This window comes from Acidovorax sp. 56, from assembly GCF_002749705.1.
Lineage (GTDB): Bacteria > Pseudomonadota > Gammaproteobacteria > Burkholderiales > Burkholderiaceae_C > Acidovorax.
The window spans coordinates 3,449,364-3,471,414 of the sequence record NZ_PEEV01000001.1 but is presented as its reverse complement, the minus strand read 5'-3'; the positions used below and the strand labels follow the sequence as shown (position 1 = coordinate 3,471,414).

The window sequence follows — 22,051 nt, the reverse complement described above, 5'->3', positions numbered from 1 at the left end:
GTGTGGGGTGTTCTAGACCAACACCCAAGCTGCCAAGGCGGGTAAAAATAGATGTCAAACCATGCCCTAAGGCGCATTTATAAAGCGCAAGCAGCTATTTATTTAATAGCAAACCAGTTCAACACCTGCTCCTTGTGAACGGTTCGGCATAGGTGTTCTTCCCAGCTAGGGCGATTCCTAGCTGGGAATCGCCTGTATAGCTTTGGCGGGGCAAAGCCGATTCAATCATGTCCATTGCACAGGGTCGCCGCGAGCAGCAGCCGCCCCGCGCAATGGCCCGCAGGCCCCAGTGCATCACCGGCTCCAGCGGGTCCAGGCAAGGACAGAAACCGATCACGGCCACAGAGCCAAACCAATTGAAGGAGTTGAACATGGGTGCAGCAGTAGGCGTAGTGGGTTCCGCATTGATGGGTGGTGGCGGCATGGGCGGCTTGCTCGGCGGAATCGGCTCCCAGTTCCTGGGTGGCATGGTCAGCGGGCTGCTGGGCGGCTCGGACATGGGCAAGACATTGGAAGGCTTCTCGCCCGTGAACATCCTCAACGCCACCACCAACTTGGTCAGCACCATCATGGGCGGCGGCGCCCAGCAGGCCACGCAAACCCTGCAGCGCGAAGACGGCATGCCCAAATTCCTGCAGGACGCCATCAGCCAGGCCATTGAGAAAGTGCTGCAAGACTGCCACAAGCCCAGCGAAGGCGCAGACGAAGCGATCTCGGACGCCGCAGGTGGGGGCATCCAAAGCGCAGTGGACGACATTGCCAAGCAAATCGTGGACAGCGTGCGCCGCCAGATGACGGAAGGCACCTCGGACATGGGCAAGGAATGCGGCGGCGGTGGCAAGACAGGTGCCAAGAGCTGGCTGCAGGCGATTGCACAGGCCATGGGAGAGGCCATGGGCAACAAGGCCTCCAAGATGGTGGAGCTGTCCAACAAGCTCAAGGAGAACTCGGGCGGCAGCGAACAAGACCAGGCCAAGGAGATGCAGGCGACGAATGCGGAGTTCCAGGCGGTGAGCCAGGAGTTCAAGCTGCTCACGGATGCGTTCAACACGGCGCTGAAGTCGCTGGGCGAAGGCATGAGCAGCATGGCGCGCAAGCAGTAAGGGGAGGTAAGAGGCAGCAGGTGGCTGGGTTGGGGCAGGCCATGCAGCCCGCTCCGGCCCCAGCCCCAGCCACTTCCTGGCAATCATCGCCAGTTGCAACAATGGAAACGGGCCGTTCTGCGGCCCGTTTTTATTGCAAACGCCCGATACGATGCGGCGGCACTGTGAGGCCAGCGCACGGGTTCGCCAATGCCTCATTCCCTGATTGAATTACCAGCGTTCACAGCACCACCTCCATGAAAGCCTTCAAACACCTGTGTATCGCCGCGGCGGTTGTGTTTTCCACGATGTCTCCGGCCAGCGCCTGGATGAGCGCGGATGGAGCAATGAACCTGTCCATTGGCGCGGGGCACTACATCCTCAACGAGCAAGTGCAGCGCGCCGCGCGGGCCAGCCGAGGGGGCATGTACAACACAGCCCCCAGGACGGCCCTGGCACGCACGCGTTTCACGCGCTCTTACAGCACAGCAGGCCTGGACACACTGGTCGGTTTTTACCCACCTTCTCAGCGCCCCCAAATGCGCCAAGGCTTTCTGGATTTGCACAACAGCTACCCGCAGGTGGCGCGCCAATTGGGGGTACCCACGAACGATGTGGCCACCGGGATTGCCTCGTTTCTTGCTGGCGCCTACATGGCCTACAACAACCACAACCTGAGCAACAGCTACGTGAGGCCCATGGCGGATCAGTTCAGGCATGCGCTGGCGAGCCAAAGCGATTTCACCCGCATGAGCGATTCCGAAAAGCAGCGCATGTACGACGTGATGGTGATGTTGGGCATGCTGATGGCAACGACCCAGGTGCAACTGCAGCGGCAGCCCGACCCAGCGCTGGAGGCTCAGATGCGCCAACTAGGCAGGCAGATGATCGAGGGATTTTTGAAGGTGGACGCCAGTCGCCTGCGCATCACATCATCGGGCATGCGCATCGTGTAATTACACGGCTTTCTTGTCTCCAGCGGCCAACCGCGCAGCAGCGGGGCCTCACCGGCCAGCGCTCAGCACAGCGCGCTGGCGTTCACGGCGCGGCTGGGCATGCCAGGCAGCCCAGCCGTTTTGGCACAGGCCAAAGCGCAGGGCTTGCCCCCCGTTGTACGGCGCGAGCCCCTGCGGCTGAAACCCCAGCACCTGCAGGCAATGGGCTGCGGAGCGATTGGTAGGGCTGCAATGGCCCAGGACATGGGATCGGCCCAACGTGCGCAAGGCGTGCTCCAGCAGCCACTCTCCCCCATCGAGAGCGAGCGTTCCACCCCAAGCCTGGGGGGTGAGCCGGGCGCCGATTTCCAAGGTGTGCAGGTCATCGCTGAGGTGCACCAAGCTGAACCATCCGCAAAAGGACCACCGAGGCTGCACCAAGGCGTCCAAAAATACGGCATCGATCTCGCCACAGGCGTGGGCCCGCAGGGCATCGGCAAGCACCTCGGCCTCGGGAGGGTGGGCACGCTCAGCGCACCAGATGCCGGTGCCTTCATGCAGGCGGTAGAACTGCTGCATGTTCTCCACAAACTGGTGGGCCACACGGGCGTCATCGAGCGGAACGTCGTCTGCCAGGTGGGCACGCACACGCGGATCGCGGTGCATCTGGACCAGCGCATGCACATCGCGCCAGCCAAATTCGCGAAGACGCAGCCGCGCGCCCTGGTACAGGTAGGGGGTCGAATCGGTCATCGCAGAGCACAGAGAGACTGGGTGAACGGCATTTCGCTCACAGCCCATGGGCATTGATCACGCGACGCATGGCTGCAACGCAGGCGATCGCGGCCTCTTTCTTTTCCACAGGGGCGCCTTCAGCAGCATGGGGCAAGACCAGTGCGGTAACGGCGTCGTCCTGAGGGCCTGCCTTCAGCGCACGGGTGAGCCGTTCAACGATTGGAGCACCCAACGCCAAGGGTGGAGACGCTGCCACGCGTTGGAGCGCACGGACCGCGCCACCGGAGAGCCAGAGCTTGCCCTCCATGCCTTGGCCACCCGACAGCCCCCCCGCAAAGATGGCAGCCAGAGGATGGGCCCACGGCGCCATCTCTGAAGAGAACACCTGGCAAGCGGCTTGCACCGCACCCACGTAGTAGCCCAGAGTAGCCGCGTGGCGGTATCGCCCCTGTGCGTCGTGCTGGTTGAAATGCCGGACGGGGTCTTCGCAGGCATCGTGGCTACAGCGCAGCTGTTCGGTCATGACCCGCAACTCGTTGGTACGGCCCTGGTGGACCATCTCTCGCACATAGGCGGCCAGGCCGTGCCCGCCACCGTGGTGGGTTTCCAGCGCCCCCAGAATACCTGCCGTGTCGCTGCAAACCAGGCGGGTCAGGGACTGCGCCAAAGCGGCATTGATTCCTTGGCGGGCCACTAGCCCGGGCACTGCGCTGCGGCCCACAGCCATCTTGCCGAGCAACTGGGCAGACCACTCGAACACGCTGGCTTTGGCACAGCGACTGGTGGCGCAGGCGCTGGCATCGATGAGCCGGAGCAAAGGCTCTGGATGGCAGGTGACGGTGGTAACACCGCCCCACGGGCAGGCTGGCACGCTGACATGCATTTGCTGGGCCGCGCCGACCACGGACTGCAAGCGCCCCGCTTCGCTGGGGTGGGGCGCGAGCAGTTGCAGCACTTCATCCACCTGGCGGGTGTGGTTTGCCAAGCCCGCCAGGGCTTGGGCTGCGAGCAAGGAGACTGCGGAGGAGACCGTGTCCCCACCCACCGCGGCGACCTCCATGCTGGACGGTGCGGCTTCAATGCGCGGAGCCCAGGTCTTCAAAAATGCCAGCGTTGTATCTGCACTGGCCCGTCGGCAAAGGCTATCGCCCCACAGGCTGGCAGCAGCCGAATGCAAGTAGACGGCGCCGACACGCGCCAGGTTATATCCGTCCAGACTGCTCGCTAGCAAGTCAAAGAGTTCGCCTTGCTCCCCGAAGGAGAGCCCTTCAGGGCCTAGGCCACGCAGCGCACACAGTTGCCCCTCGCTCAAGGCAGAAACCAAGGCATTGCGCTCCGCAGGAGACTGCCCGCGCAGTTGCTGCAGGATGGTGAGGGCCTCGGCATCGGGAACTCCATCGAGCCCCTCACGTTGGTCCCGCTGAACATCAAAGGCGGTGTCCCCCACTGCGGCCAGGGCAACCCAGGCGATGGGGGCCGACGCTGCGACCGATGTGACTGGCTGGATCGGGGTCGTCATGGCGCAGCGTGGTGCCATCCAAGGATGACCGCGAAGCAATCAACAGATAGGCGGCTGGCTTTGGACACGCAAGCTCAACGCCAAGAGGTTGGCGGGATCCAGCCCCCGGGCGCTGGCGGGGTGGCCAGGCTGCCAGCAGTTTGCCGAGTGGCCGCCAGAAAGGCCTCCACCGCCTGGGTACCCGCCCGGCGAGGGTCCGCATCGGCACTGGCCCAACTGCGGGCCATGGCCTGCAGGGCCTGGCGGCTGCTGCGGGACCACGTGCCTTCGAGCGGGTCCTCGGCAATGCTGAGCAGCTGGGCGCAATAGAGGCGACGGGCGGCATCGCTGTGCGAGACGAGGCCCACCAGTGCACGCGCACCCTGATCGAAGGACACAGCGCCTAAGGTGCCGCGTCCATCCGGCTGGGTGAACCAGGCACACAGGTATTCGATGGGCCCGATGGTTCGGGTAGCACGCTTGGCAGGGTCCCACTGCGCACCCCAGGCCGCATGGCGGCCTGAGGGCATGCGGCCGCTCTGCAAGGCCAGCACAAGGGTGTCAGCCACCACTTTCTGGGCTTGGGGGTTGCCATGTTCGCCAATGCGGCAAAGCACCTGCAGGAAGGCCGGGTACAGCGCATCACCAAGGGACAGGCACAAGCGTTCCATCCAACGTACGCGCTCTTCCGGCGACGGCAGATAGGCGCAGCCTTCGATGAGCACTTCAGCCGCAGCAGACCAGTCGGGTTGGTCTTTCAGGACAAGGCCGGGGATCTGGATCGACATGGGCCGCAGCGCGGCCTCAGGCGCGTGTAAAAAGGCAATCGACGAAGCGCGCTTGGAGTTGCGCAGGACTTTCGCCGCTGGCAGGCGGCACCGACAGCACCCGGGCTTCGCTGTGCGACCCCGTGAAGCCAAACAGGCTGGCACTGTCAGTCCCGCCCAAAGCAGGCAGATTCGCTTCAGGGGTTCGCAGCGCCGCACCAGAGGCGCCGGCCAGAAACGAGAGGGAAGACGGGGTCACCATGTCTGTGAACGGTTGAAGTTGGCAGTGGGCTCCATCTTAGAAAAGTGCTTGGCTGGGCGCCATTGGGAAGGCTCCTAGTTTTGCGGAGGTGATTGCAACAAAATGCTTCAAACCCACCGGAGCCACCACCTCCGTCAGCCGCCCAATGCCTGGACCTTTTGTAGCAGCGTGGGCAACAAGGCCGCGAGATGGTTCAGCAACGTCTTGACGAGCGTGGAGAGCATGGCGAGCCAGACCATGACGGCCGCCACGCTCTTGAGCGAGGTAGACAGCGAATACAGGTTGAGCTGGGGCGCAAAGCGATTCATCAGCCCAAGGGACAGGTCAATCGCATACAGGACCACCAAGGCGGGCGCGGCAAGCATAAAGCTCAGCCCCGCAAACTGGGCAAACGCGCTTTCGAACAAGGCCACACCGCCGCGCTGCACGGAGAGTCCTTGCTGCGCGAGGGGCCAGAGCAAGAAGCTCTCCATGAGCACGCCAATCCACAGCATCATGCCCCCGGAAAACATGAACACGTAGACCGCCAACCGGCCTAGGAATGCCCCAGACAGTGACGTCTGGCGACCCGAGAGGGGATCGGTCACCTGCGCCTGTGACAGCCCACTGGCGCCATCGACGATCTCGCCCGCAGCAGCGAACGCCCACAGCACGGCAGCGAGCAGCATGCCCAAGGCCAAGCCGAGAAAGGCTTCCTTGGCGAACAGGCCGATCCAATGGGAAACGCTCCAACCGAGAACGTTGACGGCGGGCTGCATGGCCAGCGTAACGACACCGAAAGCCAGAAACACCGCGCCACGCACAAGCTGCGGAACCGTGTCTTGCGACAGGACCGGCAGGAGCAAGAACGCCATCGCAAAACGGACGCTGGCCAGCGCAGCCAGCATGGCAAGTTCGCTGACGTTGTGGATGGCGGCAAAGGTGTCTCCCATGGCTTGAGCGCGTCACTTCCTCACGAGGGCGGGGAACTCCGTCATCACGCGGTCAGTGAACCGATAGAGAGTGCCCCCCAGCAATGAGGCCGTGATGAAGATGGTGAGCACGATGGCGAAAAACTTGAGTGCGTACTGCAGCGTCTGCTCCTGAATCTGGGTGGCTGCCTGCACCAAAGCGACAAGCAGGCCGACCAAGGCCGCCACCATCACAGGGGGAGCGGAGAGCAGCAGCACCAGCCACAGTGCCTGGTACATGAGTTGGATGGTCTGGCTTTCAAACATGGCGTTGTTGCAGCAAGGTGAAGAGGCGCGGTGTGCTCATACCGGTCAGTAAGACAGCACGAGACCATGGGTGAGCTTGACCCAACCATCCACCAGCACGAACAGCAAAAGCTTGAACGGCAGGGAAATGGTGGTGGGGGACAGCATCATCATGCCCATGGCCGTGAGGATGTTGGCAATGACCAAGTCAATGATGAGAAAGGGCAGGAAGATGAGAAAGCCGATCTGAAAGGCCGCCGACAACTCACTCACGGTGAATGCAGGAACAACCACGACAAAGTCACGTTCGCTCAGTTGTGCGGCACGTTCTGGGCTGAGGCTTTTCTGTGCGGTCTTGAGAAAAAAAGCGCGTTCGTGCGCCGAGGAGTGCTTGATCAGGAAATCCCGCAGCGGCTCTTTGGCCGCATCGGCCACAGCCAGCATGCCGGAGGTACTGCCCACATTCGAGACGCTGCGGGCACGCTCAGCCATGTCCAGGCCCACCGGCAGCATGACGTAGATGGTGAGCACCAACGCCATGCCGTTGAGCACGACATTGGGCGGCACCTGTTGCAGCCCAAGGGCATTGCGCAAGAGGCTGAGCACCACAATGATTTTGGTAAACGATGTCACCATGACGCCCACGAATGGGGCCAGCGAGACCACGATCACCGTGATCAGTGCCGATGACGGGGTAAATTGTGTGAGATCCATGCGTTCTATGAGGGCCAGCGGCAGTGCCGCCACCCCGTTCTCCCGGGTTGTTGTTGGGTTTCAGCGGGTTTCGCCAGACGGCTCGAAGGGGTGAGAGGCTGCTGCTTCAACCTTGAAAGCGTGGCCTCTGCCTAATGGCAGGAGGCCGCCCGAGGCGCGCACGGCTCCGGCTTGGCGCACCTGCACTGCCAGGTTCTGGGGATGCAATGGCAGCGCAGCCGACCGCGTAGCTGTTGGCGACCATCCAAGCCAATGCTCCAGCGGTACAGACAAAGGGGCTACCAACACGACATCAGCCTGCTCTGATGCGTCCAGCGGCGCCGTGCATGGCACGCGCGTCGTCCCCGTATCGGCACACAATGGGCCCAGCGTGAGCTGCTCCAATGACACTTGGCCACGTCTCCATTGACCGCTGCAAGGTGCCAGCCGATGGAGAGGGTCGCGTACGGTGATGGGCCAGTCAGTGCCGAATGAGGGGGCGAGCCAAAGCAAACTGCCGATGGGGAGGCAATCCAGTTCATCGCCATGCAAATGGTCAATGCAGACCTCGGCCTCCACTTGGGGCCAGATCACGTGAGGTGCCTGTAGCCATGGGGGTGGAGCAGTGCGCAAGGCCGACCAAGGCAACCTCAGCCTGGTGCCTGCAGGAGCCAACGCAGGCGCGCGCACCACAGCCTCGCACCAGGTGGCAGGGTCAGACGCATCGCAAGGCAGTGGTTCGGGTGCCAAGTCCCAGGGCGCTAGCTGCCACTGCTCAACGGCACTGACCAAAGGCTCGGCCTTGGCCATCTCCAACATCAGTTGCGGCCCCGTCAACGGCCCAGGGGCAAGGGCCAAGGCATCCATGGGCAGCAGCAAGCCTGCCACTGACGCCCCCAGATGTCCCTTGAAATACAGAACCGCTGATGGAGTGGCATCTCGCGCCATGGCCGTGGGCTCAAGACTCGATGTCATCGTCAAAGCCGATATCCTCCAGCCCCCCGGCACTGCGCTCACGCAGGCGGTCACGCAGCCGTTCCAGGTGGGGCGCCAGTTGTTGCCGGGTGGCGGCGTCTCCTCCCACCCGCAACTGCCATTGGCCCGCGCCGGTTTGAGCCAAACGCAGCGCCAGCGTGGCAGCCTCAGCCCCACCCAGCGGCACCTGCATGCGCAGTGGCTGCCCCACGCCCAGGGCACTGGTCTGCAAAACCGTAGGTATGGCATCCGGCAATGGGCTGGTGGGCAGCACGGGCTGTGCGACGGCAGTGTGCCCTCCCAGCCCAGCCGAATCGCCCCCCAAGGCCTGCCCGCTGTGCCCCACCAAAGGCGGCAAATACGGCATCAGGCCGGGCAAAGGCAGGCCAGCGTCGGCGGGCGTGTGCTCAGACGTTTCAGCCTCTTCTGGCTCATCATTCCCCCTGTCGCGAACACGTCGGATCGCAGCATCGAAGTCACGTCTCGCCTGGACTGGGGCCTGTGCCCATGGGTTCGCCGATGGCGTACTCTGCAATGGAGCGACCTCTCGTGCCTTGGACGAGGTGGTTTGGCGGATTTCACTCATGCCCTGGTTTCCTCATGGTTCTGGTCGCAGGGGTGGGTCTTCGCGATCAAGTCGCATCTCTTGCTCACGCCGCAGGCCCTTGCGGGCATCGTCCCGCAGCGTGGTGCAGGCCTGGTGCTGAGCCACCGCGTGCAGCCACGCGTCGCGGGCAGCACCGGACCGGTTCTGGGCATTGAACAACTCTTCCTCCTCGTCGATCAGTGCGTACTCAGAGCGCTCAAGTTGGTCATCGAGGACTTCTTGCGCCGCACTGGCGTAGGCGGCCAATGTGCCCAGACGGGCGGCGTATTCACCGATCAAGCTGCGCTGCAGTGCCAGTCGCTGGTCCTGTAGCTCCCGTATCTGGGCCTCACGCTCCTGCACCAACTGCTGCGCATTGCGCACGTCCAGTTCTGCACGCTGGTAGGCCTGCAGGGCTTTGCGCTCACGCAGCTCACGCAGGCGCTGCAGCTGCCTGGCTGCAGCCAATTGCTGTGCATGGCTCACCGCAGTCATATACGGGCCTTCTCGTGTTCACCGCAGCATCGGATCTCAGGACACGCCAGAGGTCCAGAAGTCCAAGAGGGCAGTCGGCAGGAAAGAGAAGACATTGCAAGAGTCATGCAGTTCTCAGTGCAAGAACTGCTGCAGCGCAGCGAGGGTTTCTTGAAAGGCCGTGCCTTCGTCAGGGCGCTGGCGCAGCAGTGCCTGCAGTGCGGGCTGCGCCGCGATGGCATCGTCGGCCAAAGGGTCGCTACCCGGAGCGTACTCACCCACCTGGAGCAGAAACCGGATCTCTTCGTGCTTGGCCATAAGAGAGCGCACCCGCTGGGCGGCTTCTTGCTGCGGCTGACCGGTCACGCGGTTAAAAACGCGGCTGGCACTGGCCAGCACATCTATCGCCGGGTAATGCCCAGCCTGCCCCAGCTGGCGGGAGAGCACGATGTGCCCATCCAAAATAGAGCGGGTTTCTTCCGCCACAGGGTCGGAGCCGTCTTCATCCTCTGCCAGCACGGTATAAAAAGCGGTGATGGAGCCATGCGCATCGTTGCCCGCACGCTCGAACAGGCGCGGTAACTCGGCAAACACGCTGGGCGGAAAGCCCCGCCGCACGGCGGGCTCTCCGACGGACAGTCCGATCTCGCGCAGAGCCCGGGCATACCGCGTGACAGAGTCCATCATGAGCAGCACACGCTTGCCCTGCTCGCGAAAATGCTCGGCGATGGCCGTCGCGGTTTGCGCAGCCCGCAGGCGCTCCATGGCAGGGCGGTCGGAGGTGGACACCACAATCACCGAACGTTCCAAGCCCTTCGCACCAAGGCTGTCCTCCAAAAACTCACTGACCTCTCGGCCACGTTCGCCAATGAGCGCAATGACATTGACATCGCTCTGGGCAAGCTTGGCCAGCATGCCGAGCAACGTTGATTTACCCCCACCGGCCATGGCAAACACGCCCAGTCGCTGGCCTTCACCTACTGTGAGTAGCCCATCCAAAGCACGTACGCCCGTCACGAACGGGGTGTCAATCGGACGCCGGGTCAGGGGGTTGGGCGGATCTGACTGAAACGAGCGCAGCGGCAGACCCACAGGAAGGGGACGCCCATCCAGGGGGTTGCCAAATGCGTCCAGCACGCGCCCCAGCAACGCATCCCCCACAGGCACGAACGTGCCAGTGTCCAAAGCCTCGACCTCAGCCCCCATGGACACTCCGAGCAAGTGCCCCAGAGGGACCAGAATGGCATCGTGCTCGCGCAAACCCACCACCTCGGCCCGCAGGGGTGGGTTATGCAGTTGCGCAGGGTCGCGTATGAGGCACTGCTGGCCAATGGAAACCCGCAGACCGCTCACTCGCAAAGTGGTCCCGAAGGCTTGCACTACGCGTCCGCGCGCAGCCACGGGCTGCAGCGACCTGAGGGATGCCAGCACGGCTGGATCAAGCAATGGGCGGGGGGAGGTATCCAGGGTCATGGCATCCAGGGCAATGTTGCAACGTCGGTCATTCAGTCCGCAGGAGCACCTGCCGCTGACCCACTTCCAGCTGCTGAGTGGCATGGGCCAGCATGTCATCCAGTCCCGCCAGCAAGGCGCCTGCTTGTGACTCCACCACGCAGGTCAGTCCCTCCAGAGTCGGGTCGGGCAGACACTGCACAGACAGAGGCAATTCCCGCAGCGACAGTTGGGCACGCACCCCCTCCATCAGGGATGGCGGCAATCTCAGTCGCACCGGCTGTGGTGGAACGACCTGCTCCAAAGCCCGCACGGCCAAGGCTGTGACCACCTGCTCAGGGGCGATTTCTGCAGCCATGCAACGCACCAGCCCTGATGCCAATTTGACCAATGCGTCGCGCAGCTCATCGCGCTGGTCTTGCAGTTGCCGGGATAGATCGTGCAGTGACTGGGATAACTTTTGCGCCGACTCTTCGAGTGCGATCGCCTTGCCTGCTTCATATCCGGCGAGATAGCCACGCTCTTTGGCCTCAAGCTCTGCAGCGGCCACCGTCTGGCTGCTGCTGTCCATCAATTGCCGCAGGGTGGTGAGCAGCGCCAAGGCGTCCTGAAGAGGAGCCACGTCTTGCGGCGGCACCACACGGGATGTCGTGACCACAGACAAGAGAGCGTCGTGGTGCAGCGTGAGTTGGTAGCTCATGGCGTGTCTGTCGTGTAGGTGTGGTCCTGAGGCAGGACAGGCGCCAACCCAGCGGCAGCTGCGGTCGCATGGGCTTGCCGTAGCGCAGTCTGTGCCCACTCGGGGTGAACATCAATGGAATTCACTAACGCTGGTGCATCGGCCCATGACAGATGGCCAGCCAAGGCGTCACGACACGCATGCGGGCAACCCCACACCAGCAACGCCCGCCCCCACGCCACAACATATGCGGCGATGCTCTGCTGCGGCGGCAGCAGGGGTTTGGGGGCGCTGGCCAAAGCCAACGCCGGAATTTGGGTATCTGTGTTGAGGACCGCACTGAGCGCCTGAGGCCCCACAAGCCCAACGATGGGGGCCAACTGCCGCCCATCAATGCAAGATCGCAGCGACAACTTGAGCCAACCCAGGCCAGCCAGGGCACACAGGGCTTCGCGCGAAGCGATCGGCCAGACAACCCACAGCGGGCACTCATGCAATTGCTGCCAACTCCATGGCAGGCCGTGCAACTCCTTTGCCAGCACGGCCCGCGCACGACGATTGCCAGCCGCCTGCGCGAGGGCGAACGCAGTCCCCCCCTTATCAGTCGATGCAGACGAGGGGGCGTGCGCCATAGCGGCTGCGCTCAAGTGGTCGATGCTTTCCACTCAGGCTCAGGCCTCACTGGCCATGCTCTTCGGTGCCGCTTCGACCACAGGGGCCTTGGCACGCCGCAATGGCGCTACAGCGGCATCCACCATCGATGCCAAGCCCCTCTGCGGCGAAGGCTGCACTGCGGCCTCACGGCGTTGCCACCAAGCGGCGACAACAACGCCCCCGGTAATCAGAAAACCCAGGCCCGTGACGAACAACAGCAAGCTGCCATATTGGGACCAGAGGGCAGATGCCAACGATTGGGGCGCAGCAGGCGGAATGGGTTCTGCGGGAAACAAGGCCACGGTCACGTTGTCATAAGGCAGCCCTTCCATGGCATTGACAACCAACGCCTTGATCTTGCCCGTCTGCTGGCTCAGGTCCACACCAGGCCGATGCTTGATGAACACCGATGCTGTCGAGTGTTGCGGCTTGTCAGACAGCGGATTTTTCTCTGGCACTGACACATGCACTCGGGCTTGCACCACACCGTCGATATTGGAAAGCGTATTCGACAGCTCCTGCGAAAGAGCATGGGTGAAGCGGGCGCGCTCTTCCAGTGCCGAAGACACAAAGCCTTCTTTCTTGAAAACCTGGCCAATGGTGTCAAACGACTCCTTGGGAAAGCCACCTGCCTGCAAAACTTCAACCGCTCGGGAAAAGTCGCTGGAACGGGTACTCACGACAAAGGCTTTGCCGTCACGTGATGCCGCTTTGTCGGCCTGGAGACCGGCATTGCGCAGCACGGCAACCATTTCGTTGGCCTGTCGCTCACTCAATTGACCATAGAGATCCTGCTGCGAACAAGCGCTCAGGCAAATGAGCAAGACAGGGGCGACGGAACGCCATAGGCGGAAAGTTCTCACACTCGATCCTGCGGGGGAAAGCGGTCTCATTCGAAGGACTCTGGCCACTCAAGCCTGTTGCCTGAACAATTGCTGCAGACCATCCGATGTACGGTTGGCAATGTTGGCGGTGAGCTGGCTGTGGAACAAGAACTCTTGAGCCCGCACGGTCAGCATGACCATTTCTCCGGGGGTCATATCGTTGCCTGCGGCCATGGCGGCCTGAGCATGCTCCTCTAGCGAGACAGCCTCGGCATTGATGTGCTCCAGCGGCTTGAACAATGCTTGCATTTCCTCGCCCGGCGCAGACACAGGCTGGGCATTGAGGGTGCTGAAGCCACCGGCTTGGGCTCGCGCCAAGGCCTCATGAAAGCCGGACATATCGGTAAGCGAAATGCCGTAGCCCGCGTGGACGCCGCCACTGCCGAGCAAGGCGGAAGTGTCAGCACCTGGGGCGCCAAGGCCCATGGATAGGGTGGAGTTCATCAGTTCACCGCCACATCACTGCTTGCGCGCCATGGTTTCCAGGGCCGTGCCAACAGACTGCAGCGAGGTGTGCGCGCTGTTGGACATGAATCCCATTTGCTGTGCCAGCATCGTCATGTGGGTGATGTGGGCAGGCTTGTCGTTGCCATCGGCCAGCGCATCGCCAGCGGCTTCAATTTCACTGGCCTTTGCATCCAGTGTCTTGCCCCAGGCATCGGCCATGACTTCGTACCAGCTTGACCCCTTGCCGCTGCGGCTTTGGGTGCCGGTCATGCCGGTGGTGGCCATCATGGCCAGTGGGTTGATGGAATTGCTCATGCGTTGACTCCTTCAAGGAAACGCTGGCGGACATCGCCAGCTTGGAACGTTGAAATGCAGGAAAAATGGCGCTGCAGCACAGACATACGGCAGGGCGCTAACAACTCAAAAGGCCAGCACGCTGCCAACACCGTCGCGCTCCATCTGGACCTTGTCTGGCAGGATGGAAACAATGCGGTGGCCACTGGGCAACATGGCACCTTCGAAGTAGCGGGTTCCATCCACAGTGACCAAGTAAGCGGGTTCCCCCGGAACAACGGCCGCTACGCGCTTACCTGGATCATTGATGCCAGAGGCCGCTGGTGGAGGCGCTGGCGGCGCATCGTTGGCGGCAACCAGTTGTTTGAGGCCTGGAACGTCGCGCCGGGCCGCAGACTGCACGTGCTCCAGCAGTTTGGAGTCGCTGATGGCGGTTTGCACACGCACGACCCCGGGGCCGGTGGCACGGACTTCAGCAGCGACTCCGTTGAGGCGATACACCTCGGCCACGCTGGCCGCCACCTGTTCATTGACCCAGACAGACAACCTGGCAGGGGACCGGTCGGTCAAGGCTTTTTCCAGTCTTGTGCGCTCTGCCTGGGACTCCAGGTGCCCGGTCACAAAAAGCTGCCCATTGCGCGACTCCACGTTCAGGGCTGTCAGGCCGAGGTGCGAGAGGGTCTGGCGAATGTTCACCGCCTGCTCTTGAGGGCTGAGCGTAGAAGGCCCCATCGCCCAAGCCAGCGTCAACGTACAAACGGAGACACCGACCAGAGCGGTTCCAGCCAGCATGAGACGGGACGTCCAGCTGCGCCGTGGCAGTGGTGCCATTTTTTCCCCTGAGGAAGTCGCGGCAGGGGCCGCCTCAGGGGGCTGGACTTCTTCAGCATGGGTGCTCTCGTTTTGCACCGTCTCCTGCGCCTGGGGCGCAACGTTTCCGTCGAACAGGCCAGCCCATTGGGATGCTCCCATCTTCCCAACGGCCATGCGCACCCCACCCACCGAAAAGGGGACGTACAGAGCCAACCCATTACGCCCTCCGGGCAGCAAAGCGTGGTCGGCCACGGTGCAGTCGCCCTGCTCAGCCTGAAGCACCAGGCCATCTTCAGCCGAGAACGAGAGGACGGCACTGCCCTGCGCCTGTTGCAGCACCACTTCGCTAGACCAGTCGCGGCCGATACGCAGCGTCTGACCCGGCTGCATTACCGATGAAGCGCCTCGCTGCTCGCCACTCAATACACGAAGTTCGTACAAAGGTTCTGTGTTCATTCCACGGGACTCCTGGACCCAGACTTTCGGGCGGTGATCACTGTGATTGCTCACCCCAGCCCTGCTGCAGACCCGTGCTCGGATTGACCGGCTCAACGGGGCGGGCGGGCGGGGACGGCTCTTCCATGGCCGGGACGGGCGGTGCTGCAACGGCACCGCCCGGACGCAGCGGGCCCATCGGGGCACTGGCACTCATCGATCGGCGCGCAGGGATCAGGCGCGGCGAGATCAGGAACAATCGCTCCACGCGTTCATGCTGATCGGTGTTGGAGCGAAACAAGCTACCCGCCAAAGGAATGTCGCCCAGTAAGGGGACCTTTGACACGCCCTCGCTGGTGGACTCTTTGACCATGCCGCCAATCAGCAAACTCTCCCCCGCCACAATCAGGGCCTGGGTGTTGATGGAAGAGCGTTCGACAATCGGGATCGAATCGACTTGGCTAGCGCCACTGATGCCACCGTCTTCGATCTGGACGAGCAGCTTGATGCGGACATCAGAGCCGTCCTGGAAGACATGGGGCGTCACACGCAGCGAAGTGCCGGCAGAGACCTTGTACAGATCCACCTGTTCGCGACCTGCCACACGCACATAGAAGCTCTTGTTGGTGTCGAACAGTGCTTCGACGTTGGACAGCGTCATGACCTGCGGGCTGGAGACGACACGCGCCACGCCCTTGTTCTGCAGCGCATTGATGCGGGCTGCAAAGTTATTGCGCCCACCCAGCACCAACGACATGAAGCCACCCTGCCCTGCCGGAGTGATGTTTTGCACAGGCGTGGATCCCAGAAGGCTGTTGTCGCTGCTCGTTCCATTGCCAAACAAGAAGGAGTAGCGATCGCCTGTCAATCGCCAGTTGATTCCCAGCTCACGCAGTTTGTCGGTACTCAGATCGATGATGGTGGCCTCGATCTCCAGCGCCTGAGGCTCGATGTCCAGGGACTTAATGAGCTCATCGTAGTAAGGCAAACGCTCAGGCAGATCGCGCACGATCACCGCATTCAAACGGACATCGGCCTCAACTCGGGCCTGATTGGCAGCCGACGAGGCGCCCAGACCGTCGAGCAGGGAGGCATCCACACTAGCGACCTGAACGCCACCAGGGCGGTTACCCCAGGCTTGCTGCACCGTTTCTGCGGTGGCCAGCATGGGATTGGCGCCCGAGGCCCCCAGCGTTCCCTGGCGCGCCAAGCCCTGCCCACGCAGGCCAGGCTCCGAAGCGCCCCGATACTGGGTTAACGCTGGCGACGGATTGCCCCTCTGCGCGGTCAACAGCGACCGCAAAATGCTGGCCACGCCGGGAATCACAGTCACAGTGCCACCGTACTGCGCACTCACATCCTGCGCCCAAGCGTATTTCAGGTAGTACACCTTGAAGCCCACGGGCGCCAGCGTAGTGGACTGGCTTTGCTGGCCCGAGGCCAACTCTCCCACCAGTTCGACAAACCGGCGGTTGCCACTGGCAATCAATCCACCACTCTGACTGACCCGCAGGGTATTGCGTGAATCCATGACCTGCATGTCTCGGGCAGTGCTGATCACCTGCCGTGCATCGCCCTGGCGCATCGCAAAAGTGCGCGTGGTGACTTCGTTGGGTGTGTAGATGTGCACCACCGAACCATCGTAGTAAGCCATCAAGCCAAAGGATTTTTGGATGTTGGAAAAAACGCGCTCGGTAGGCCCTCGAAACACGCCATTGACGGCACCTTTGACGTTGGAGCTGACAGAGACGGGCACATCCATGGTGCCGAAAAAGTCCTGGAGGAATGCGGCGATCGGCTGCTCGCGCACCGTCATGTCAACCTGCCGGTCTTCAAAAGGAATGGGGGTAGCATGCACGGCCCCAGCGCTCAGCGCCAACCCCAAGGCACAACCGGCCACCCACATGCGCCAGCCGCGCTCAAGCGGTACAGCGGTGCCATGCGCCAAGTGCTTTCGCACTTCTGCACTCTTTTTCACTCCCAGATCAGAACTCATTTTTTTATATCAATGGAAAGGTCAAACACACAGCCGGCGTATCGCTGGCTACTTCTCTTGTGACGCGGCCTCCAGCATGGGCGCATCGTCTTTTCCGACATGGGCCAGCACGCCCAAATGCAAGGTCGGGATCAACTCGTGGTAGCTGAGGACTGGCGTGTCAAAGCACTCCACCTCAATCAGCTTGCGAACATGTCGCCGGATGTCCACCGCTGTGACGATGGCCGCAGGCTGGTGACGGCCAACGGCCTCTGTGAATTTCTGAATCAGTTGCGTGGTCTGGGCAGGGTCCAACGCCAGCTGCTGCACTCCGCCATTGACACGCACGGCACCGCGCAGCATTTCCTCGATAGACGGATCGATCAGCAAGGCATTCAGCCGTCCAGCAGGCGCATACCGGTAGCACAGCTGGCGCTTGAGACCAATACGCACCAACTCGGTCAATGCAAAGACGTCTTTTTCCCGCTGGGCAGCATCGGACAGGGTTTCGAGAATGTCCCGCAGATTGCGAATGGCCACCTCTTCCTCCACCAAACGCCGAAGAATCTCTGCGACGCGGGCCAACGGCAAGGCTCGCAAGGTTTCCTTCACCACGTCGGGGAGATCCACACTGGCGCGTGTGAGCAAATGGTTGGTTTCCTGGGTTCCCAGAAAAAGCGAAGCATTGCGGCGCAGCGCCTCGCGCACGGCCATAGACAGTGCGGCAGGCGCACCCTCGGACACCATGGCGCCCTGGGCGACGGGAACCTCATGCACCATCAGCCGCCACGGAGCCTGCGCACCCAGGTTTTCCAAAGCCAGCGCGCCCTGCTCGCCAGAGGGTGTCCCTGGGCCGTTGGGGCCTTGCACGACATGAACGTCAATGCGGGGCAATCGCAGCCCCAGGTGCAGTTGAAAGTGATCCAACACACCTTCCAGGCCATGCAAAAGCTCGCGGCTGGCTTCTGCCGTGAGGCGGCCAGACGGCAACTCCAGCAGCAGCGGTACGTTAGGGCGTGCGGGAATGGCGTCGGTGGACATCAAATCAGGAGCATCAGCTGCCCGTCGGCGAACCGCCACCACCTTCGGGCCAACCCAGCGATCCCAGCGCTCACGCAAGGCCGGGGTCAGCATCGCCCCTGTGACAAAGAAGGCCATGCCCAGTAAGCCAAACACCACCGCAGGAAACCCCGGCACCGCAGCAAACAGCAAACACAAGCCACCCGCAACCAACAGTACACGTGGCTTGGCGGTGAGTTGCCGCCCAATGGCGTCGCCCAAATGCTTGTCGTGCTCATCATCGGTCGTGCGCGTCACCAGCAAGCCTGCCGACATGGCACCCAACAGTGCAGGAATCTGCGTCACCATGCCATCACCGATGGCCAAGATGCAGTACTTGATGGCTGCCGCCGACATGGGCATGCCTTGCTGCAACACACCCACAGCAAGACCACCGAGCAGATTGATGATGATGATGATGATGCCGGCGATGGCATCGCCCTTAACGAACTTCATCGCACCATCCAGGCTGCCGTTGAGCTTGCTTTCGCTTTCCAACTGCCGCCGCCGGCGACGCGCCTCATCTTTGTCAATCAGGCCGGATCGCAGATCCGAATCGATCGACATCTGTTTGCCAGGCATGGCATCGAGGGAGAACCGAGCGGCCACCTCCGCTACGCGCTCAGAGCCTTTGGCAATCACGATGAACTGCACCACCGTGATGATCAGAAAGACCACAAGACCCACAACCAGATTGCCACCAGCCACCATGTTGCCGAAGGTGTCGATGATGTGCCCCGCTTCGCCATGCAGCAAGATCATGCGCGTCGTCGCAATCGACAGCGACAGCCGAAACAAGGTGCTGATGAGGAGCACGCTCGGGAACACCGAGAACTCCAGCGGATTGGCCACATAGATGGCCAGCAGCAGCAGCAACACGCCACCAGAGATGTTGACGGCCACCAGCGTATCCAGCGCCCAGGTAGGCAGGGGCACGATCATCAGCGCGATGATGGCAACAATGCCCGCCACCAAAACGATGTCGGTGTAACGCGCTAAGCCACCCCCTCGGTGATCGACCCGTGCAGCCGACCTGAAATAGCTCGCAAGGCTCACAGCGAGCCTTTCTCGGAGATCGCTGCAGCCAACCCGACCTGACTGCGACTGACGTTGCGCAACACAGCGTACTCCGCCAGCACCTTTCGCACGTATTCCTGTGTTTCACGATACGGAGGGATACGGCGTCCGTGCTTTTCAACGGCCCCCTCGCCCGCGTTGTAGGCGGCCAGCACCAGTTCCAGGTCATTGCCGAACCGTTGCTGCAGGGTCTTGAGGTATCTGGCGCTCACCTGCAGATTGGTCTGCGGGTCATGCAACTGGTCGGCCCCCTCTACGCCAAACCTGCGGGCTGTCGGCAGGATCACTTGCATCAGCCCTCGGGCTCCAGCGGGTGATACGGCGTCAGGCTGGTGCCGTGACTCAACCCGTGCAATCGAATGCAGTAGCAGCGGGTCGATATCGTGCTCGCGCGCTGCGTGGTCAACCAGTGGCGCAAGGCCTGCAGGCCCACGGGTACGCACTTGCAGGGACTCACTGGCGCGCACCGAAGGCTGCGACTTGGAATCTGGGCGCTGCTGCGCAGCGCGCGCACCAGGCCGCGGCGTGCTCACAATGCCCGCATTCAGCAGACGCGACGAAGAGTGTCTGTACACCCCCATCTGCGCTGCCAGCACAGGCCGACCTGCCTTGCCCGAAGCCGCCTGGCACCCCCGTAAACGCACCTGCTCTTCACGCTCAGCAGGGGTGAGCAGTTGGTCCCACCCTGCGGCACATGCCACTGGTGCTGCCAGGACAGCCTCTGCGCCCCCGGCGCAGGCAACGCTGGCGAACGCCGCCCCCAGCAAACCCCAGGGGGCCACCCAGCGTCGGCAAGCCATGCGCAGCGCGGCACTGGAGACGTGATGAAACAAAGGGTGACGCACGGGAGGCATTTCTTTTTGGAATAGGTACAGACACGCAAGTGTTTGCGTACAACTTGTCGAATTTGTGGCAAAACGTGCCGCATCCCGTATCCATTTGTCAGCAACGAAACACAAATGCATTCGCACCACAATGGTGCTGTCGCATTTGTGCTTGCACCTTGTTTCAACATCCCCGTCGTTCCAGTCAGACTCCCCGACACTTCTGGACACCTTCAGGCGAAGGGGCCTCGCAGAACAGCATCGCCAAGCCGTCGCCCCCCAAAAAGCACGACGCAAGCATCGCCGCAGGGGGGCATCCCATGGTCTTGGCTGGCGCGCAGGCAGCCCCTCATGTACCGGATTTATCAACCTTCCTATCGACCCTCCAAGAGGACACAACAGCCATGGCAGGTACTGACGACAGTGGCGACAAGACAGAAAAACCCACCCCCAAGAAGCTGCAGGACGCACGCAAAAAGGGAGAGGTTTCAAAAAGCAAAGACCTCACTGCCACGGCAACTCTGTTGACCGTGCTTTTGCTGGCCACGGTGGCACTTCCGCTCATCGGCCAACAGCTGACTGCGCTCATCGACATCAGCCTGAGCGCACTGCAAGAACCCTTTGCCACCGCCATGCCCCGCTTGGTGCAACAGGCACTGGTCACACTGCTGTCCATCGTTGCGCTGGTCATCGTGCCGGTTGCCGTGGTGGGAGTGCTGGTCGAGTTTCTGCAAGCTGGCCCGGTGTTGACGATGGAGAAAATCAAACCCAAGGCAGAGCACCTGAACCCCGCCAGCGGGCTCAAGCGCATGTTCTCTCTCGACAACCTCGTCGAGCTGCTCAAGTCCATCCTCAAGACGGCCCTGGTTGGCACCATTGCCTGGCTGGCACTGAAGACCTTGCTACCGGACCTGCCCCTGCTCGCCAACAGCCGACCTGAAACCGTGGGCTCAGCGCTCTGGCACGCCAGCTGGACACTCCTGGCCTGGGCCAACGGTTCGTTCCTGCTGGTGTCCGCGCTGGACCTGGCCTGGCAGCGCTACACCTTCACGAAAAAAATGCGCATGAGCATGCGGGACATCCGCCAGGAAATGAAAGATGCCGAAGGCGACCCCCACCTCAAAGGCCAACGCAAGCAGTTGCAGCAAGAGTGGGCCCAACAAAGCGCCAACAAGGCCGCCGCTGGCGCACACGTGTTGGTCGTCAACCCCACCCACGTGGCGATTGCCATTGACTACCACCGCGATCGCTGCCCCGTGCCCACCGTGACGGCCAAGGCCCAGGACGACGACGCCCTGGCCATGCGCGAGGCGGCACAGGAAGCGGGCGTGCCGGTGCTGCGCAACATCGAACTGGCGAGGCAACTGCTCGCAGACACAGAAACCGGTGACATCGTGCCAGCCGAGCTGTTCGACATCATCGCCACCGTGGTCCTGTGGGCCCAGGACGTGCGCCACGAGCTGGAGCTGGCACAAGAACGCGCAAACAACGCGACACCGAATACAGGCCCGCGTGCAGCCAAGCGCCCCGCCCCCGGCGAAGACCTCACCCGCTACGGCCCTGCAACCGCAAACACCGAGAGCCAGACCGCCAAAGGCGCGCGCTGGCGCAAACACCATTTCTCCCGCTACGTCCCTCGGCGCTGGCGGCAGCACAACCCATCCTCGTCACAGCCATGACCACAACGCCAAGACACGACGCATCCCCAGCCTCCCCCCAAAACCCAAACAACGGTGCAGGCGATGTGGCAAACGCCACGGTCGCCCCCTCCACACCCACCCAGGCCCTCACGGCGACAACATCGACACCAGACGCAGGCACCCCAATATCTTCTGGCCCTCTGGCAAGCGTGCTGGGCAGTGCACTGGCGCTGGCGTTTGTGCTCGCCCTGGCATGGCTGTTCTTGAAACTGCTGCACCGGGCCAGTACCTTGCGCTCGGGTCAAACAACATCCCCGCTGCAAATCGTTCAGCACCTGTCACTGGGTGGACGCGAACGGGTGCTTGTCGTGCGCAGCGGTGACCAAGAGTACCTGCTCGGCGTCACCCCTTCGCAGGTTCAACTGCTGGACAAGCGCCCACACCAGTCGACTAGCGCCAGTCCAACGGACAGCTAACGCTATGCCATTGCCAACCGTGCTCGCTTGTGGTCATTTAGGCCTCTAGCGCTTTCTCATCAAGCGCTAGAAGCTATTCATTTGATAGCAATTGCCTGCCTTGCACTCAGCGCCCCATAGGTGTTCTTCCCAGCTAGGG

General features: G+C 62.3%; 21 protein-coding genes. 4 read left to right on the top strand and 17 right to left on the bottom strand.

Annotation, left to right across the window (positions count from 1 at the left end):
• The first annotated feature begins 371 nt into the window (after positions 1-371).
• Complete coding sequence (locus CLU88_RS15365) at positions 372-1,103, top strand: hypothetical protein (protein WP_143226017.1); 732 nt, start codon at positions 372-374, stop codon at positions 1,101-1,103.
• Between the two features lie 236 nt (positions 1,104-1,339).
• Positions 1,340-2,038 carry a DUF6683 family protein gene (locus CLU88_RS15360; RefSeq protein ID WP_143226016.1) on the top strand — a complete coding sequence of 233 codons (699 nt, stop codon included), beginning with the start codon at positions 1,340-1,342 and terminating at the stop codon, positions 2,036-2,038.
• A 48-nt stretch (positions 2,039-2,086) separates the two neighbouring features.
• On the opposite strand, the gene CLU88_RS15355 is transcribed toward CLU88_RS15360, so the two are convergent.
• The 17 genes from CLU88_RS15355 to CLU88_RS15265 all read right to left on the bottom strand — a co-directional run bounded on the left by CLU88_RS15355 (position 2,087) and on the right by CLU88_RS15265 (position 19,553).
• Positions 2,087-2,770, bottom strand: coding sequence for a GNAT family N-acetyltransferase (locus CLU88_RS15355; RefSeq protein WP_158235608.1), 684 nt, complete (start codon positions 2,768-2,770; stop codon positions 2,087-2,089).
• 37 nt (positions 2,771-2,807) lie between these two features.
• Positions 2,808-4,271: a hypothetical protein gene (locus tag CLU88_RS15350; protein ID WP_143226015.1), complete on the bottom strand. Its 1,464-nt coding sequence runs from the start codon at positions 4,269-4,271 to the stop codon at positions 2,808-2,810.
• Positions 4,272-4,345: 74 nt separating this feature from the next.
• On the bottom strand, positions 4,346-5,038 hold the full coding sequence (locus CLU88_RS15345) for a hypothetical protein (protein WP_099657333.1): 693 nt from the start codon (positions 5,036-5,038) through the stop codon (positions 4,346-4,348).
• A 375-nt stretch (positions 5,039-5,413) separates the two neighbouring features.
• Positions 5,414-6,211 carry a type III secretion system export apparatus subunit SctT gene (gene sctT, locus CLU88_RS15335; RefSeq protein WP_099657331.1) on the bottom strand — a complete coding sequence of 266 codons (798 nt, stop codon included), beginning with the start codon at positions 6,209-6,211 and terminating at the stop codon, positions 5,414-5,416.
• A 12-nt stretch (positions 6,212-6,223) separates the two neighbouring features.
• Positions 6,224-6,496, bottom strand: a complete 273-nt coding sequence (gene sctS / locus CLU88_RS15330; protein WP_099657330.1) for a type III secretion system export apparatus subunit SctS — start codon at positions 6,494-6,496, stop codon at positions 6,224-6,226.
• Positions 6,497-6,541: 45 nt separating this feature from the next.
• Positions 6,542-7,189 (bottom strand): type III secretion system export apparatus subunit SctR, encoded by a 648-nt coding sequence (gene sctR, locus CLU88_RS15325; RefSeq protein WP_099657329.1) that lies wholly within the window; start codon positions 7,187-7,189, stop codon positions 6,542-6,544.
• Positions 7,190-8,126: 937 nt separating this feature from the next.
• Entirely contained in the window at positions 8,127-8,729 is a 603-nt protein-coding gene (locus CLU88_RS22835) for a hypothetical protein (protein WP_143226014.1), read from the bottom strand.
• A 12-nt stretch (positions 8,730-8,741) separates the two neighbouring features.
• Positions 8,742-9,224, bottom strand: coding sequence for a hypothetical protein (locus tag CLU88_RS15315; protein WP_099657327.1), 483 nt, complete (start codon positions 9,222-9,224; stop codon positions 8,742-8,744).
• Positions 9,225-9,338: 114 nt separating this feature from the next.
• Entirely contained in the window at positions 9,339-10,676 is a 1,338-nt protein-coding gene (locus CLU88_RS15310; protein ID WP_099657326.1) for a FliI/YscN family ATPase, read from the bottom strand.
• 28 nt (positions 10,677-10,704) lie between these two features.
• Positions 10,705-11,355, bottom strand: coding sequence for a FliH/SctL family protein (locus tag CLU88_RS15305; RefSeq protein ID WP_099657325.1), 651 nt, complete (start codon positions 11,353-11,355; stop codon positions 10,705-10,707).
• Between the two features lie 650 nt (positions 11,356-12,005).
• Complete coding sequence (sctJ, locus tag CLU88_RS15295; RefSeq protein ID WP_099657323.1) at positions 12,006-12,881, bottom strand: type III secretion system inner membrane ring lipoprotein SctJ; 876 nt, start codon at positions 12,879-12,881, stop codon at positions 12,006-12,008.
• A gap of 18 nt (positions 12,882-12,899) precedes the next feature.
• Positions 12,900-13,316 (bottom strand): hypothetical protein, encoded by a 417-nt coding sequence (locus CLU88_RS15290; protein WP_233205485.1) that lies wholly within the window; start codon positions 13,314-13,316, stop codon positions 12,900-12,902.
• Positions 13,317-13,331: 15 nt separating this feature from the next.
• Positions 13,332-13,634 carry a hypothetical protein gene (locus CLU88_RS15285; protein WP_099657321.1) on the bottom strand — a complete coding sequence of 101 codons (303 nt, stop codon included), beginning with the start codon at positions 13,632-13,634 and terminating at the stop codon, positions 13,332-13,334.
• Positions 13,635-13,739: 105 nt separating this feature from the next.
• Positions 13,740-14,882 (bottom strand): hypothetical protein, encoded by a 1,143-nt coding sequence (locus CLU88_RS15280; protein WP_143226013.1) that lies wholly within the window; start codon positions 14,880-14,882, stop codon positions 13,740-13,742.
• 37 nt (positions 14,883-14,919) lie between these two features.
• A complete protein-coding gene (gene sctC / locus CLU88_RS15275; RefSeq protein WP_099657319.1) occupies positions 14,920-16,857 on the bottom strand; it encodes a type III secretion system outer membrane ring subunit SctC in 1,938 nt (645 codons plus the stop codon).
• 48 nt (positions 16,858-16,905) lie between these two features.
• Positions 16,906-18,867: an FHIPEP family type III secretion protein gene (locus tag CLU88_RS15270; protein WP_233205484.1), complete on the bottom strand. Its 1,962-nt coding sequence runs from the start codon at positions 18,865-18,867 to the stop codon at positions 16,906-16,908.
• An 80-nt stretch (positions 18,868-18,947) separates the two neighbouring features.
• Positions 18,948-19,553 (bottom strand): lytic transglycosylase domain-containing protein, encoded by a 606-nt coding sequence (locus tag CLU88_RS15265; RefSeq protein ID WP_099658919.1) that lies wholly within the window; start codon positions 19,551-19,553, stop codon positions 18,948-18,950.
• A 647-nt stretch (positions 19,554-20,200) separates the two neighbouring features.
• On the opposite strand from CLU88_RS15265, the gene sctU reads away from it, so the two are divergent.
• Both sctU and fliO read left to right on the top strand, forming a co-directional pair.
• On the top strand, positions 20,201-21,475 hold the full coding sequence (gene sctU / locus CLU88_RS15260; RefSeq protein WP_099657317.1) for a type III secretion system export apparatus subunit SctU: 1,275 nt from the start codon (positions 20,201-20,203) through the stop codon (positions 21,473-21,475).
• On the top strand, positions 21,472-21,912 hold the full coding sequence (gene fliO / locus CLU88_RS15255; RefSeq protein ID WP_099657316.1) for a flagellar biosynthetic protein FliO: 441 nt from the start codon (positions 21,472-21,474) through the stop codon (positions 21,910-21,912). Before sctU ends, fliO begins: the two co-directional genes overlap by 4 nt.
• Positions 21,913-22,051 lie beyond the last annotated feature (139 nt).

Coding starts and splice junctions, on each gene's coding strand:
- sctS (WP_099657330.1), bottom strand. CDS start 6,496: ATGTTTGAAAGCCAGACCATCCAACTCATGTACCAGGCACTGTGGCTG.
- CLU88_RS15315 (WP_099657327.1), bottom strand. CDS start 9,224: ATGACTGCGGTGAGCCATGCACAGCAATTGGCTGCAGCCAGGCAGCTG.
- CLU88_RS15360 (WP_143226016.1), top strand. CDS start 1,340: ATGAAAGCCTTCAAACACCTGTGTATCGCCGCGGCGGTTGTGTTTTCC.
- sctJ (WP_099657323.1), bottom strand. CDS start 12,881: ATGAGACCGCTTTCCCCCGCAGGATCGAGTGTGAGAACTTTCCGCCTA.
- CLU88_RS15345 (WP_099657333.1), bottom strand. CDS start 5,038: ATGTCGATCCAGATCCCCGGCCTTGTCCTGAAAGACCAACCCGACTGG.
- CLU88_RS15265 (WP_099658919.1), bottom strand. CDS start 19,553: ATGGGGGTGTACAGACACTCTTCGTCGCGTCTGCTGAATGCGGGCATT.
- CLU88_RS15350 (WP_143226015.1), bottom strand. CDS start 4,271: ATGACGACCCCGATCCAGCCAGTCACATCGGTCGCAGCGTCGGCCCCC.
- sctU (WP_099657317.1), top strand. CDS start 20,201: ATGGCAGGTACTGACGACAGTGGCGACAAGACAGAAAAACCCACCCCC.
- CLU88_RS15280 (WP_143226013.1), bottom strand. CDS start 14,882: ATGAACACAGAACCTTTGTACGAACTTCGTGTATTGAGTGGCGAGCAG.
- sctR (WP_099657329.1), bottom strand. CDS start 7,189: ATGGATCTCACACAATTTACCCCGTCATCGGCACTGATCACGGTGATC.
- CLU88_RS22835 (WP_143226014.1), bottom strand. CDS start 8,729: ATGAGTGAAATCCGCCAAACCACCTCGTCCAAGGCACGAGAGGTCGCT.
- CLU88_RS15310 (WP_099657326.1), bottom strand. CDS start 10,676: ATGACCCTGGATACCTCCCCCCGCCCATTGCTTGATCCAGCCGTGCTG.
- sctT (WP_099657331.1), bottom strand. CDS start 6,211: ATGGGAGACACCTTTGCCGCCATCCACAACGTCAGCGAACTTGCCATG.
- CLU88_RS15285 (WP_099657321.1), bottom strand. CDS start 13,634: ATGAGCAATTCCATCAACCCACTGGCCATGATGGCCACCACCGGCATG.
- CLU88_RS15365 (WP_143226017.1), top strand. CDS start 372: ATGGGTGCAGCAGTAGGCGTAGTGGGTTCCGCATTGATGGGTGGTGGC.
- fliO (WP_099657316.1), top strand. CDS start 21,472: ATGACCACAACGCCAAGACACGACGCATCCCCAGCCTCCCCCCAAAAC.
- CLU88_RS15355 (WP_158235608.1), bottom strand. CDS start 2,770: ATGACCGATTCGACCCCCTACCTGTACCAGGGCGCGCGGCTGCGTCTT.
- sctC (WP_099657319.1), bottom strand. CDS start 16,857: ATGAGTTCTGATCTGGGAGTGAAAAAGAGTGCAGAAGTGCGAAAGCAC.
- CLU88_RS15290 (WP_233205485.1), bottom strand. CDS start 13,316: ATGAACTCCACCCTATCCATGGGCCTTGGCGCCCCAGGTGCTGACACT.
- CLU88_RS15305 (WP_099657325.1), bottom strand. CDS start 11,355: ATGAGCTACCAACTCACGCTGCACCACGACGCTCTCTTGTCTGTGGTC.